Origin of the sequence: Paenibacillus phytohabitans (assembly GCF_013141775.1) — a bacterium.
In the GTDB taxonomy this organism is placed as follows: domain Bacteria; phylum Bacillota; class Bacilli; order Paenibacillales; family Paenibacillaceae; genus Paenibacillus_AQ; species Paenibacillus_AQ phytohabitans.
The window spans coordinates 88,035-102,360 of the sequence record NZ_WHOB01000029.1 but is presented as its reverse complement, the minus strand read 5'-3'; the positions used below and the strand labels follow the sequence as shown (position 1 = coordinate 102,360).

General features: G+C 53.8%; 13 protein-coding genes. 4 read left to right on the top strand and 9 right to left on the bottom strand.

All coding sequences use genetic code 11. The annotated features are described in order from the left end of the window. Positions 1-127: 127 nt before the first annotated feature. The gene (locus GC101_RS12160) at positions 128-973 is read right to left on the bottom strand and encodes an AraC family transcriptional regulator (RefSeq protein ID WP_171717489.1); all 846 of its coding nucleotides are present in this window, start codon (positions 971-973) and stop codon (positions 128-130) included. 250 nt (positions 974-1,223) lie between these two features. Beyond that, positions 1,224-1,535, bottom strand: coding sequence for a (2Fe-2S) ferredoxin domain-containing protein (locus GC101_RS12155; RefSeq protein WP_042134087.1), 312 nt, complete (start codon positions 1,533-1,535; stop codon positions 1,224-1,226). Positions 1,536-1,907: 372 nt separating this feature from the next. Between GC101_RS12155 and GC101_RS36905 the strand changes: the two genes are divergently transcribed. Further along, complete coding sequence (locus GC101_RS36905) at positions 1,908-3,086, top strand: YsnF/AvaK domain-containing protein (RefSeq protein ID WP_171717488.1); 1,179 nt, start codon at positions 1,908-1,910, stop codon at positions 3,084-3,086. 441 nt (positions 3,087-3,527) lie between these two features. Here the strand turns inward: GC101_RS36905 and glpX are convergent, their stop codons facing one another. Genes glpX through GC101_RS12135 form a run of 3 tightly spaced genes read right to left on the bottom strand, consistent with a single transcriptional unit; the run spans position 3,528 to position 6,021 of the window. Continuing rightward, complete coding sequence (glpX, locus tag GC101_RS12145) at positions 3,528-4,523, bottom strand: class II fructose-bisphosphatase (protein WP_171717487.1); 996 nt, start codon at positions 4,521-4,523, stop codon at positions 3,528-3,530. Between the two features lie 34 nt (positions 4,524-4,557). Continuing rightward, positions 4,558-5,358, bottom strand: coding sequence for a pyruvate, water dikinase regulatory protein (locus GC101_RS12140; protein ID WP_039302045.1), 801 nt, complete (start codon positions 5,356-5,358; stop codon positions 4,558-4,560). Between the two features lie 18 nt (positions 5,359-5,376). Beyond that, on the bottom strand, positions 5,377-6,021 hold the full coding sequence (locus tag GC101_RS12135; RefSeq protein WP_171717486.1) for a helix-turn-helix transcriptional regulator: 645 nt from the start codon (positions 6,019-6,021) through the stop codon (positions 5,377-5,379). A 315-nt stretch (positions 6,022-6,336) separates the two neighbouring features. Between GC101_RS12135 and GC101_RS12130 the strand changes: the two genes are divergently transcribed. Continuing rightward, entirely contained in the window at positions 6,337-6,930 is a 594-nt protein-coding gene (locus tag GC101_RS12130; protein WP_171717485.1) for a hypothetical protein, read from the top strand. A gap of 103 nt (positions 6,931-7,033) precedes the next feature. On the opposite strand, the gene GC101_RS12125 is transcribed toward GC101_RS12130, so the two are convergent. Beyond that, positions 7,034-7,984, bottom strand: a complete 951-nt coding sequence (locus GC101_RS12125; protein WP_171717484.1) for a DMT family transporter — start codon at positions 7,982-7,984, stop codon at positions 7,034-7,036. Between the two features lie 234 nt (positions 7,985-8,218). Here GC101_RS12125 and GC101_RS12120 point away from each other — a divergent pair, with 234 nt between their 5' ends. Further along, positions 8,219-9,655, top strand: coding sequence for an aminotransferase-like domain-containing protein (locus tag GC101_RS12120; RefSeq protein WP_171717483.1), 1,437 nt, complete (start codon positions 8,219-8,221; stop codon positions 9,653-9,655). Positions 9,656-10,080: 425 nt separating this feature from the next. Further along, a complete protein-coding gene (locus GC101_RS12115) occupies positions 10,081-10,752 on the top strand; it encodes a hypothetical protein (RefSeq protein WP_171717482.1) in 672 nt (223 codons plus the stop codon). 206 nt (positions 10,753-10,958) lie between these two features. Here the strand turns inward: GC101_RS12115 and cysC are convergent, their stop codons facing one another. The 3 genes from cysC to GC101_RS12100 form a co-directional block, all read right to left on the bottom strand. Further along, positions 10,959-11,519 (bottom strand): adenylyl-sulfate kinase, encoded by a 561-nt coding sequence (cysC, locus tag GC101_RS12110; RefSeq protein ID WP_171717481.1) that lies wholly within the window; start codon positions 11,517-11,519, stop codon positions 10,959-10,961. Between the two features lie 500 nt (positions 11,520-12,019). Further along, on the bottom strand, positions 12,020-12,922 hold the full coding sequence (locus GC101_RS12105) for an STM4011 family radical SAM protein (RefSeq protein ID WP_171717480.1): 903 nt from the start codon (positions 12,920-12,922) through the stop codon (positions 12,020-12,022). After that, complete coding sequence (locus tag GC101_RS12100) at positions 12,919-14,307, bottom strand: STM4012 family radical SAM protein (protein WP_171717479.1); 1,389 nt, start codon at positions 14,305-14,307, stop codon at positions 12,919-12,921. The genes GC101_RS12105 and GC101_RS12100 overlap by 4 nt, the downstream gene beginning before the upstream one ends. Positions 14,308-14,326: the final 19 nt, after the last annotated feature.

The following is a 14,326-nucleotide window of genomic DNA, read 5'->3' as shown; positions in this document are numbered from 1 at the left end:
TTCTGTGATTAATGTGTACAAACTGGCGCTCCCTATCCGGGGAATGTTAGCGTTTGCTTCTCCGGCCGGGCCACCTCCTTATTGTAGCGAATCCGTGCGGATAATCGTATGTCAGCATGGATGATGTTTATAGAACAATGTCAGTATCGGTGTGGCGGATGCGGTATTCTTTGGGGGAGCAGCCTTTAACCTTTTTGAACATACGGGAAAAGAGCAGTGCGTCCTGATACCCGACAGAATGCGAGATTTCGCCGATGGTACAGCTGGTCTCGGTCAGCAATTCGCAGGCCTTGGCAATCCGGAAATTAAGCAGATACTGCTGCGGCGGCAGACCGATCGTCCGTTTGAACAATGTGGAGAGGTACTTGCGGTCCAGCTTCAGAGAAGCGGACATGCTCTCCACGGTGACATTCTCACAGTAATGGGCATGCAGGTAGTGGAGGCATTGCTCGACATAGACACTCTTTTGACGCGGAATCACCAGGTTTGCAGTGGCCGGAACCGTGCGCAGCAGCAGGGATAAGAACTCATAGAGGATTACCTTGAGCGGCAGATCCAGCACATCCTGGCAATCGGCGGCTTCAGACAGCCTCCCGAATAGAGAGGGCATCAGCTCTTGATCCATCGGGAACACCGGCTGCTCCGGCGACAGCGAAGTCCGCGACAACAGATATCCGGCTTCTTCTCCGGTAAAAGCAATCCATGAATAGGTCCAGGGGCTGTCCTGGTCTGCGGCATAATGCGTCACAACATGGGGATAGGTGAGGAAGGCTTGTCCTGCCCCCAGCGTGTGGCTCGCTTCCCCGACAATAACTTTGCCGGTGCCTTCGTGAATGAAGTGGATTTTGTACAAATCACGGACCCCGGGTCCGACGGAATGGCCGGGTGCGCATTGCTCCTGTCCCCAATAATGGAGATGTAGATCGGGACTGGTGCGGTGTGGACGATGGGAATTATATTTGAATATGGCCATGCTTCAGCCTCTTTCCTGTATAGGGAGTGTTCTTTGCCTAAAAAGCGTATATTCCCCATTATACATCAGTTTCACCAAGGCTGATCAACCGCAAAATAACCCCACAAAGTGGGGCTCTGGCTTCGATGATTACTCAGGTACTTTGCGGGGACCCCAAGGCAGATCAACCGCAAAAAGTCCCGGCTCCGCTGAAAGGGAGAGGGACCATACGTACATATTTCATAACACAGATGCCGGAGCTTCGGCAGGGTCAGGCTTCCATTTTGAGCATAACGAGCTCTTCCACAGGCACACCGTTCACAAGATGCTCCTCCACAATGCGCGCCACATCGTCGGTGGTTACATTGTAGTACCAGATTCCGTCAGGATACACGATGACAAAAGGCCCGTTGCCGCATAGGCCGAGGCAGCTGGTTTTGTTGATTTTGACCGTTTTGTTAATCCCGTGTTCCACCATCTGCTCTTTGAATTCCTGCATGACCTCTTCAACATCCTGGTTATTGCAGTGTTCGCTGCAGCAGAAAAGTAAATGTTTCTTGAGCACCTTCAAACGCATATTCATCGCGGTTCCCCCTAAAAGATATCTGAGTGGCTGACCTGTCTTATGAGGAGTATAGCCTCTTTTGGCGGTGCTGTAATGCGGTTGAGACCATTGTTCTAAAAGGCTTAATAAATGCCATGAGGCGGATAATTAAGTGTTATCTATGCTGACTCCGAAACGGGGAATATGAGTAAAATGTGTCCGGAATGCAGGAGGAAATCCGCTTGGAAATTATTTCCCCGATTATTTCCTGTTTCATAAATAATTTTGAGGTTACGTTTACAAGTTTATAAAATATCAGTTTCGCGGATGCCTGTTTGGTTAAGTAAGGGATGTGAAAGTTAAAGTGAGACTAACCTTATTCACAAAATAAGCTACCAGGAGGGAATCGTTATGAACAAGAAAATTGTAGGTGTATTCTATACCGAGCATGAAGCTTCACGGGCCATTGAAGACCTGAAGAGTCACGGGTTTCTGACAGAGGATATCTCAGTGATAGCGAGAAACAAACGGGATGTTGAAGCGATCAGTGATGAGACAGGAACCAAGGCGCCTGAAGGCATGGCATCCGGTGCAGCAACAGGCGGTATACTCGGCGGTGTCACCGGGCTGCTGGCAGGCATCGGCGCACTGGCGATACCGGGGATCGGGCCGATTATTGCTGCCGGACCGATTGCCGCGACATTGACGGGAGTAGCCGTGGGTGCAGGAACAGGCGGGCTTGTGGGCGGTCTGATCGGGCTGGGTATTCCCGAGGATGAAGCAGAGAGTTACGACAACTATGTGAATGAAGGTCGCATTCTAGTCATGGTTGATGCAGATAACACGCGGGCAAGTGATGTATACTCCATTTTCCGCAACCATAATTCAGCGAACGCAGACCGTTATATGGATGATCCTAATACAACCGGCGATGCTGCGGATACCGCACGTCATTCGGTAACAGATACCGTGGATGCCGCGTTCAACGGCTCCGGTCTTGAAGGCAGGGACGATACAGGGCTGGATACGATGAATTCGGCAACGGAGCATGATCTCCCGGGGACAAGAGCACTGGATGATGTGAACCGGCCGGGAATGACGGGAGATGTATATTCCGGTACGCCGAATGGCATAGACGGGACGCTGGATAGTACACGAACTGGCGGGTTCAATGATCTGGATGAAGACCGCAAGCTGCGTTTGCGTGAAGAACAGCTGGATGTATCCAAGAACAAGGTGCAGACCGGTGAGGTCAACGTACACAAGGAAATCATCGAAGAGCAGAAAACGATCAATGTCCCGGTTACCCATGAAGAGATTGTCATTGAGCGGCGTGCCGTCAATAATGACACAACAGCAGAGCCGGTTGGCGCGGATGAAACGATCCGAATTCCGGTGAGCGAGGAGCAGGTGGAGGTCCGTAAGAATACGGTCGTTACCGGTGAAGTCGAAATTCACAAACGTGAGATTCAGGGAACCGAGCAGGTACAGGATACGGTCAGACGCGAGGAAGCACGGGTCGACAAGAGCGGTGATGTGAAGGTGGACGGCAGTGACGAGCTGCTGAGAGACCACAGCCGCAGCCGTTAAATAGCAGGGACGTTATAACATTCTGACAGGCTAGATGACGGGATTTGTCATTAGGCTAAAGCGAGTGGGAACGGTTTTGCCGTCACTTTAAGCATGGAACTGTTTCAGCGAGAAAATAAAAGGGTTTCCGCGAAGTCCAGCCGGACTTCACGGAAACCCTTTTGTATATTCATTGAACCGGTAATCTTCGGATCAGAATGAAATTCAGCTTGAAGCAAAGGGCCCAATCCGGCGAGGCTTTAACTGTATTTTCTGCAACTAAAATCACTGATAATTGCCCGGGAAGTGCTTTAGTTGCACTTTATACAATTATATTGACCAGTTTCTCTCAAAAGGCTCACCTCATGCTATTTTAGCTGTACAGAATACACTTAGCGTAATAAATCTGGGCGTATAACTTGTTTTAACTGTACGAAATACAATTATCCGCTGCCCCTGTGCCTACATAAAGGCCGCATTGGCTCTGGCCGGAGTAACAGCCGGAATCTCTTTGCCCGGCAGGAAATGAATGCTGCGGATGTAGCGGATCGTACGGCTCTGCGCCCGCATGATCACCGAATGGGTCTCGGCGCGTTCCTTGCCGATGAAGCGGACGCCGCTGAGGAACTCGCCGGAGGTTACCCCGGTGGCGGCGAAGATGACATCGCCGGTGCCGACCATATCCTCCATGGACAGCACCCGTGCCGGATTGTCCAGACCCATCTGCAGGCAGCGCTGCATCTCGAAGGGGCCTTCGGGCAGCAGCCTGCCCTGAAGCTCGCCGCCCAGGCAGCGCAGTGCGGCGGCGGCGAGTACACCTTCCGGTGCTCCGCCGGAGCCCATGTACAGATCTACATCGCTGTCCGGCAGCGCAGCGGCTATTGCCCCGGCGACATCGCCGTGATTGATCAGCTTGATGCGCACGCCTGCTTCACGCAGGATGCTGATCAAGCCTTCATGCCGCTTGCGGTCCAGCACCATCACCGTCAGCTCGGAGAGCGCTTTGCCGGTAATCATGCCGGCTTTGCGCAGCGTTACTTCGGCCGGATCGTCCAGGCTTAGCTTACCGGCCAGCTCCGGTCCGCAGGCCAGCTTCTCCATATAGATATCCGGCGCATGCAGCAGGCTGCCCTTGTCAGCAATTGCAATCACCGACTGTGCATTATGCAGTCCGCAGGCGACGACCTCGGTCCCTTCCAGCGGATCTACCGCTACATCGACGGAAGGGCCATTCCGGTTACCGACACGTTCTCCGATATAGAGCATCGGCGCCTCATCCATCTCGCCTTCGCCGATCACTACGGTTCCGTCAATGGAGACAGAATCGAACATGGAACGGATTGCGGTTGTGGCAGCATCATCTGCCGCATTCTTGTCGCCCCGGCCAATCCAGCGTGCTGAGGATAAAGCACCCAATTCAGTGACCCGTACAATTTCCAGTGCCAATTCGCGTTCCATAATGATTCCCTCCAGTGTAGTTAGAATAGTTAGATTAGATATAACCCATAATGATGCCGGCGGTTTCTTCAATCGCCTTATCTGTAATATCAATGACCGGGCAGCCCAGCTTGGCGAACAGTGTTGCCGCATATTCCATTTCTTCAGTAATGCGTTCGAGGCTGGCATATTGCGAGCCGGTAGGCAAGCCCAGCATCTTCAGCCGCTCAGAGCGGATCTTCAGCATGTACTCCGGCTTCATGGTCAGACCGATGATCCGGTTCGGCGGCAGGCTCAGCAGCTGCTGCGGCGGACCGACCTCCGGGACGACCGGATAATTCACTACCTTCTTGCCGCGGTGGGCCAGAAAGATGCTGAGCGGTGTCTTCGAGGTGCGGGACATGCCGAGCAGAACAATATCCGCCTTCAGCATGGCCCCGAGATCACGTCCGTCATCACAGGCAACGGTGAATTCAATCGCCTCGATCCGGCTGAAATATTCCTCGTCCAGCTGATGCAGCAGTCCGGGCCGGGCCTCCGGAGCATCATCGAAGGTATCGATGAACGCCTGCATCATCGGGCCCATAATATCCACAATCCGCAGATCGAGGCGGACCGCCTCCTCGCGGATCATCTCCCGCAGCTCCGGCTGGACCAGGGTATAAGCTACGAAACCCTGAAGCTGGGCGGTCTCTTCCATTAATTTGCGTAGTTCATCTTCATGTCTGACATTGCCGTATCTTCTGATCGTGACACGCTGATTCTGAAATTGGTGAATGACGGCCTGCACGACAGCTTCCGCCGTATCTCCAATAGAATCCGAGCATATCGTAATGTAATGGGTGGATGGCTCCATGCTCTATCGATTCCTCCGTTATCCTTTGGCTTCAAGCTCGAGGAGAAGCTTCACGATGGAAGTCTTCGTGAGCCGCCCTACTACGTCCAGACCTGAGCCGGACCCTTCCCCGCTGCGGGGAACAACTACCGGCAGACTGTCTACCTCGTGGTATATCATGCGCTGCGCGGCGTCAAGCACCGTGTCATCGGGCGAAACAGTTACTACCTTGGGCTGGCGGGTCATGACCATGCTCACAGGCATGGTTACCGCTCCGGGATTACCGAGCGTGACCTTCAGGAAGTCCTTGCGCGAGGCGACACCGGTCAGCTTGCCGTCGCTATCGCAGATGATCAGCGTACCGACATCCTGAAGAAACAGTGTAACTACGGCGTCCTGAATCGTCGTATTCTCGCGGATAATGACCGGGATGCTCTGGATATCGCTAACCTTGGTATCCTGCAGCAGCCCCCGGCTGTTATGGCGCGCTGCGGCTTTGGTACCGGGGAAATAACCGACCTTCGGCTTCGCATCGACATATTCGAGCATAACCAGGATGGACAAGTCCCCCCGGATGGTCGGCCGGCTCAGGCCCAGGCTTTCCGCGATTTGGTCACCGGTAATCGGCGCTCTTTTTTTCACAATCTCAATAATTTGCAATTGCCGGGTTGTCAGTTCGATCACAGTTTTCCTCCACTTTCCGGTTTACGTTATAGATACGGGCACTCCCTTGGCAGAAAAGGAGCACCGTGCGCCGATTCCCCCTCTTCATTCAGACGTCCTATTTGGAATTAAATTCCCTAACTTGCTTATATAATACGCAACAATGATCATAAATGCAATATATAGTACGTCATATATAATAATTTTCTAAAAAAATAGGTAGCTTAATCAGATTTGCGTTCAGGGAAAAATAGAATATTCTAATATATGGTATTTATTTAATGCTCTTTCCTCACATGTATGGTAAGGTTTGATCAGGCAAGGAGGTGTATTCATTTGAGAAAATCAAGCTTCGTTCTCATATGCGGGATAGTCATCCTAACGTTGTTATCTGCCGGATGCAGCAAGGACACCCCGAAGTACGCAGAATTGTTCACACAGGTGGAAGAGCACAGGGCTGTGTTCAACCAGCCGCTCGAAGACGGGCTTGCCGTTCTGGAAGTTACGGATGCTGTTGGGGAATATGATCCTAATTTGGGTAAGATTATGCAGGATGATATCCTGACCGTTAATCAAATGGAGTTCATCCAGCAGATTACGGCAGATGTTACCAACGATACAATTATCGGTTACCGGATTGGGACGGTCTTTCCCAGATCGGAGTCCGGGTACGAGAATGCGAGGGAGCTAGTGCTTGCTTTTCTGGACCATTACAAGCCTGCGAATGATGAAGAGGCTGACAAAGTCGAGCAATCGGTTCAGACGATTGACCGGATGGCGCTTCCGCTCATGCCGTCAATAGGCTTTATCCGAGAATCGTGGACATATGGCGAGGGTGAGAACAAGCTGTATATCACCTACAGGATATCGAACAGTTTCCAGAACGATGAGGAATTGCCGCTGAATTTGTTTTTCAGCTCTGAGGAGTAGCGTTAAGCTTCATGGTGCTTGAGCCATAGGGTGAAAATAACAGAACAGCCCGGATCCCTTTGTAAGGGTCCAGGCTGTTTTTGCTAAACAGGGGCAGGATTAATTAATCCTGTGGAAGAGCTTCAATGCTTGTTTTTTGTAGTACGGGTATTGCCGGTTTTTGTTTGAAAATCAGCTGCTTCAGCGCGCCTGCATTCACAAGGACCGTGCCAGCGATAATGGTGAATACACCAAGCAGCGTTACCCAGGTTACCGCTTCGTTATAGAACAGGAAGCCCACCCCGACGGCAATCGGCGGAGAGATATACAGCCAGGTCGACGGAAAGACGGGATTCGTCTTGGAGACGAGCCAGTAGAACAGGGTATGCCCAACCATGGAGCCGACAACGGTCAGGTAGAGCAGGGAGCCTGCGGTTTTGAACGATAACAGGAAGGCGGGATGCAGCGGCTCGGTAAACAGCGATATGATGAACAATAACGCTCCGCCGTACATCATCTGGGCCGCGTTCAGTGCCACAGGGGATACTCCGGAGAAGGTAGTGGTTACTTTTTTGGAGTAGATCGCCCCTGCCGCATAGCAGAGCTCTCCAATCAGAACGACAACACAGCCGATCAGCCAGAGCGGAGTGACATCAGCCGCCAGATTCGGCAGCACAAGCAGCAGTACGCCGGTGAAGCCGATGATACAGCCGAACAGCGAGTAGCCGGGAGCCTTTTGCCGGAGAAAAGCCATCTGCATCAGCAGAATCATCATCGGCCCGGTTGCCGATAATACAGCCGCGAGTCCGGAGGATACATATTGCTCGGCCCAGTAAAGTGCGGCGAAGGTGCCGAAGGTCAGCGTTGCTCCGGTGAACAGCATTTCCTTGCGCAGCAGCAGCGAGAAGCTGGCTTTGCCTTTCACTACCATGAACAGGAACAGCACTGCCCCTGCCGTGAAAAAACGAAGTCCCGCAGAGAAGAACGGCGGCGCTCCGGCGTCTACGCCGATTTTGATCGCGAGAAAGGTTGTGCCGAAGATCAGACAGACCAGTGAATAAGCTAACATAATCATGTTTCCGTGCCCCTTTGTGGTGGTAATGTGGCAATCTCCTAAAGTATTCTGTTAATCATATCCTCATAGGCGCAGAACAGTTTGCAGAACACAGAACAGTTGCCGGGCGGAATGCTGTACAATAGGGCAAAGAGCAGTTGGCGGAAGTGTGCGCTGGAGTGAGCGGCGAACGGTGAAAGGTGAGCTGTGGGCAGCAGGGCGGCTGCTAGTATATTGTGGAGAGGGCGGGGGTATATGAAGAAGTCAGTGGGAGCAGAGCAAAGTAATCCCTTGTTCCGCCAAGTCTATGAGTTCATGGCGAACCGGATCGGGCGCGGGGAGTGGATGCCCCACGACAAGCTGCCGTCGATCCGGCTGCTGGCGGATGAGCTGGGTGTCCACCGGCTGACGGTATTTAAGGCTTACCGGGTATTGGCGGAGAACGGCATGCTGTATGTCAAAGACAAATCCGGTTATTATGTATCGCCGGGCAGCCGGCTGGCCAACTCAGTGGAAGAAGGAGCAGCAGTGCTGGGGTATATGGTCAAGAGTCCGATGTCCGATATTCAGCGGAAGCCGGTGACTTACCAGTTCTCTCAAGCGCTGATTGATCCGGGTCTGCTGCCCAACCTGTTCCTGTCCGATTATGTCAAAAAAGTATTCGACCTCTACCCGAAGGTCATGGGTACCTATTCTACCGTGCAGGGGGATGAGGAGCTGCGCACAACGCTGAGCAGCCATTTCCATGACCGGTACCGGCTGCAGCTGTCGGCCAGCGAGCTGCTGATTACCTCGGGCGCGCAGCAGGCGATCAATCTGATCGCCGGAATCATGCTCGGCCCGATGGATGCCGTGCTGGTGGAGCGCCCGACGTATAGTGTGGCGCTGGATATTTTCCGCCGGGCAGGCGCGCGGCTGGTTCCGGTGGAGATCTCGCCGCAGGGGTATGATCTGGCGGCGGTCGAGGAACTGATGCGCAGGCATAAGCCGCGGATGTTCTATATTAACCCGACGCACCATAATCCGACGGGTTATACGGTGCCTGCTAAGCAGCGCAAGCTGCTCGTTGAGCTGGCGGAGCGCTACCGCTGCCTGCTGGTGGAGGATGATCCGTTCCGTGATATGCACTTTGAGGAGGAGCCGCCGGCGCCGTTTTTTGCCTATGATACCGAAGGCTGGGTCATCTACATCAGCAGCTTCAGCAAGTATGTGGCCCCCGGGCTGCGGATCTGCGCAGTAGCCTGCCGTTATCCGTTCATGGAGCGGCTGATTGCCGCCAAGTCGCTGGCGGACAACGGGACGCCGCTGCTGAATCAGAAGATCTTCCTCCACTACTACACCTCGCCGCGCCTGCAGCAGCATCTCGGCAAGCTGCGGATCGCGCTTCAGGTGCATAAGGAGATCATGGAGGAGGAGCTCGCTGCCGCCGGCTGGGAATGGACAGCGCCGCAGGGCGGTCTGAACCTGTGGGTGAAGCTGCCGGACACGGTGTCCGTAGATGCGCTGTTTGTACGCTGTATGGAGCAGTCCATCTCCTTCGTTCCCGGTGAAATCTGTGATCCGCTGGGCGAGATGAAGTCCTGGCTGCGCCTCAGCTACTCCTTCGCCAGCGAAGCGCTGCTGCGCGAAGGGATGCGGCAGCTGACCGCAATTGCGCGGGAGATCGAGGCGGAGGGTGAACATAGAGAGTGAATTTAGAGAGTAAATACGAAGAACAGATGCAGAAAGCAGATGCAGAAAGTAGATGCGGAAATTAGATGCAGAAAGCAGATGCAGAAAGCAGATGCAGAAAGTAGATGCAGAAATTAGATGCAGAAAGCAGATGCAGAAAGTAGACGCGGGTAAGCCTTGGGGTTTAGCCTGCAGACATGATGAGCCAGCCGCTATCATATATCCGTCAGGCATAGCTGGTAGCACATGCTCATGACGCAGCCGTTATCACGTAGCTGTCTGGTCGCAGCTTGCTATCACATGCCCGTGATGCAGCCGTTATCACGTAGCTTTTATTACGCTGACTGTCCTATTATACCCGCGTACATTTTTGCTGGCATGGGATTTTATGGTTTATAGAGTAACCTTTCTCTGGAAATTTCGTCTGGGGAATAAGGAGAGTGATTATGATGATTGCGATAAAAAGAATCCGGGGCGTCCTGCTCATGTTCCTGTGTGCCCTGCTTGTCTTCATGACACTACTGACCGTACGTCCGCAGGTTACCTATGCCTGTTCTTGTGTCATACCAGCTCCTCCGCTGGAGGCTATGGAAAACAGTGCGACTGTGTTTGAAGGCACCGTAATATCGGTCGCCAAACCATCCGGAATTATCCAATCCAGCGCCGATCCCATGCAGGTTACCTTTCAGGTGGGTGCCCGCTGGAAGGGTGATTTGGGTAATCAAGTGACCGTAAGTACGGCGCAGTCCGGAGACAGCTGCGGCTTTGAGTTCGCCGAGGGTGAACGCTACATGGTTTATGCAAGAGGAGCGGAAGCAGATGGAAACCTAGTGAAGGGGAATGAAGAACAGCGTGAGCTGACTACGAGCCTGTGCAGCCGGACTGCCCTGTATGCTGACGCGCAGGAAGATCTGAATGAGCTGGGGCCAGGTACCGGCGGCGGGTCGCCGACAGCTCCGCCGGAGACCGCTGAAGGTGATGCACCTTCAGTACCTGTAGACAATCATTCAGCAACAGCATCATGGCTGCTATATGTGGGAGCGGGTGCGGGGATGGTGATCTTGATAGCAGTAGGGCTAACCTGGCAGCGCCGTCAAAGTAACAAATCACGGAAATAGTGTAAGGAAGATTAAAGCGGGATGAGGCGGAGTAAGATGTGACGGGGGAAAGCAACGTTGGAGGATACCTGAGCAACGCGGCTAGTTTGTTGGAGGAATGGGAGTTTCATATAAATAAGAAGGGAGGCTCATGGCTAAACGCTATAAGTCTCCCTTCTATTATGCTCATAGCGCAGGCGAAGCAGGAGAATGTCCGCACTCTAACTCTAGCGCCAAGGCTGATAGAGCCGGTTCTCCGTAAGCCAGTCTATCATTTCTTCCACGCATTCCTCTGGTGTACGCTCTGCCGTGAGCAGCCTCAGCTCCGGGCGGTCCGGAGCCTCATAAGGATCGGAGATCCCGGTGAAGGCCGGGATTTCACCGGAGCGGGCCTTGGCGTACAGCCCTTTGACATCCCGCGCTTCACAGACGGGGAGCGGGCAGTCTACATAGACCTCCACGAACCCCGGCAGCTCCCCGCGGGCATAGCTGCGCATGTCGGCATAAGGGCTGATCACCGAGACCACGGTGACCACGCCGTGCCGGTTCAGCAGGCCGGCAATATAGACCGCCCGGCGGATATTCTCGAACCGGTCCTCGCGGCTGAAGCCGAGGCCCCGGCCCAGTGTGCGCCGCAGCTCATCACCGTCAAGCCACTCCACTGCCCGGCCCTGCTCCTGCAGCCGGTCCTTGAGCAGAGCGGCAAGCGTGGACTTGCCCGCTCCGGACAGGCCGGTGAGCCATATCGTTACCCCTGTTTGTGTCTGAGCATGTAGCTGAGCTGTCATTGCTTTGTCCTCCCGTAACTTTTCGCTTCATTGTAAGCACATTGTAGCCACCTTGTGGCCATATTGTAGCCACATTTGTTCTATCCATTGAACGGTACTCTTTCGAAATAGCGGCCTGGGAGATAGAACCAGACTTCTGCTCGAAACCAGGAACCTCATCCGACAATAACTGTATTTACTACAACTAAAGTCACCAGTTATTGTCTTTCCAGTCTAATAGCTGCACTTTCTACAACTAAAAGGACTGAATTTCCCCAAATGAGCGCCTTAGGCCATTTTTAGTTGTACAGAATACACTTATCCGCACAATTCCGGTGTTTATCCTCCTTTTAATTGTACGAAATACACCTATTCGTGGCCTCTCTGCGTCTGCATTCCCCCACATATAAGAGAAATTGTGTTTGGAACTCGCCTACCTTAGCGGTATCTATCCATCGCCTTGTCAATTCTATCGAATCTGCCAACCTAACCCGCCAATCCAATCCGCGAACCCAACCCGCTCACCGCTGAATCCCCATTTCCCTCATTTCGTCTGGGATTCTCTCTCCTGCGCCGTAAGGAATCCGCTCCAGCAATCCGGAGCCGTAAATCTGCTCCAGGCCAAGCTCCGGCATATGGATATAGCCGATGTAGCAGTCGCAGACCTTCATCCGGCAGCTCCGCTGCGCGGCTAGACCCTCAAGGCCGTCACGGTAGAGGTTACCGATGACCGCTCGGTCCTTGTAGCAGCGTTTCACGAGACCTGCCCCTTGCACATAGAAGACGTTGCTGCCTGCATTGCAGCTTTTGCCCAGACTGTCGTAGTCAACGGCATTGATCCGGAAATAAGGATCTATCCCGCTTAGGAAGCTTACATCCTCTGGCGTATAATAATCCGGCTTGTCCTTGTAGGCGTTCACCCACAGATAGACATCCTCCGGCAGGGCGGCACGCAGCGAAGCAATAGCCGGAAAAGCGCCATGAACACCTACACTGCCCACGCTGAAGGGAATGCCCTGCCCGTATACAGTCATGCACTGCGCCAGAAACCGTTCCTCACTCACCTGACCGGGATGATAGGTCGCCCAGAAGGCGGCTTTGGCCGGATTCAGCTCTGCGGTGAAATCAAGCCGGGCTGACAAATTCGTCTGGATGGCGACTTTGTCCACATGCTCCAGATGGGATAGAGTGATTAGCGCGTCCAGGTACCAGCGGTGTGTCAGTCCTTCGCCGTAGGGATTGAAGAAAATAGACAGCCGGTAGCCTGCCGCTCCCTGCTCCGACACCCAGCGGACGAAGGCCGTAAGATGCTCACGGTCTTTGGCGAGGGTGGCGGCACTGTCTTTTGTTTTGCCGAAGGGGCAGTAAGGGCAGTCATAGTTGCAGGAGGAGAGAGAGCCGCGGTAGTAGAGGACCGCCTTCATGGCAGGATGAACCCTTTCATCTGCTCCCTGATCTCGCCGGAGATGAACCAGTCGCCGATGGAATCGGAGTAGCCGAGCCCATCCGGAGTCAGCCGCAGGATGCCCTCTTCATCCTTGGCGAAGCCGCTCTGTACCAGCAGGCCCAGCTCGGGATGATCTTCCAGGAGCGCAGAACCGAATCTCCGGCTGTAATCTGCCACGGTGAGACCTTCGCTATGCAGGATAGCTTTGAGAATGAAGCGCCGTTTCTGTTCTGCAAGGCTCAGTACAATCCCGTAGTCAGCAGTATCATAACGTTCGGCTGCTACATAGTCAGCGATGATGCTCTCCGTGGCTTTGCGGCTGACGCCGTAGCGGGAGGCATAATGCACATTCCGGGTATAAGAGCGGGCACCGCAGCCGAGGCCGACCATGCCTTCCTCCTGGCAGCTGTAATCGAGAATATCTTTAGCAGTTCCAGCGTTCTCCTTGGCGAACCTGCGCATCGAATATTGGCGGTAGCCGTGCTCTGCCAGCAGCTGGCCTGCGGTCTGATAGCATTCATGGCGGATATCAGTCTGGCGCAGCAGATCGCCAGGCTTCACAATTGTGTGCTCACGGGTGTAGAGCGGATAGATGAAGATTTCCTCCGGCTCATGCAGCAGCGCCTGATTCAGCGAATACAGCCATGATTCCACCGTTTGACCCGGAAGCCCGTAGATCAGGTCCAGATTGAGGATGGGAAAATCATATTTACCCAGCAGCTCAAGCGCCCGGTATACCACGTCCGGGTCCTGCGGCCGGTAGATGGCAGCCGACTCAGCGGCCACGAAGCTCTGAATCCCCATGCTGACCCGGTCGACGGTATGCTCCTTCAGGATCGACAGCTTCTCTTCCGTCAGCGTCTCGGGTGAGGTTTCGACGGAGATGGAGGTGGCTGCAAGGTCCACGCCCATGATATCCGCAGCAATGCCGAACAGCCGGTTCAGCTGTGCGGGAGCCAGCAGGCTTGGTGTTCCGCCGCCGATGGCGAAGCGCGCATAAGGCTTGTGACGGGTAAAAGCAGCCCACTGCTTCGCCTGCCGTTCCAGCGCGTCTACGTATTCGGCGTGAACATTCGCTCTTTTGTCAGGCAGGGTAAACAGGTTGCAGAAGCCGCAGCGTGCGCCGCAGAAGGGAATATGCATATATAAGAAAAAACTCTCCGCAGGCTCGTCCCGCCACAGCTCCTCTAAAGAAATGGGGGCCGCGAACCCGCGGTAAGCGGTTTTGTGCGGATAGGAATAGAGATAATTGCGGTAAGGATTGGCCGTAATCTGCCCGGTCCATTCCTGAAGCTCCCCGGGGGAGAAGGGAGGTCTTTCGTCATTGCTCTTATGATGAAGGGATTGCCGGATTGACGTCATACGTTCTCCTTCCTGTTGC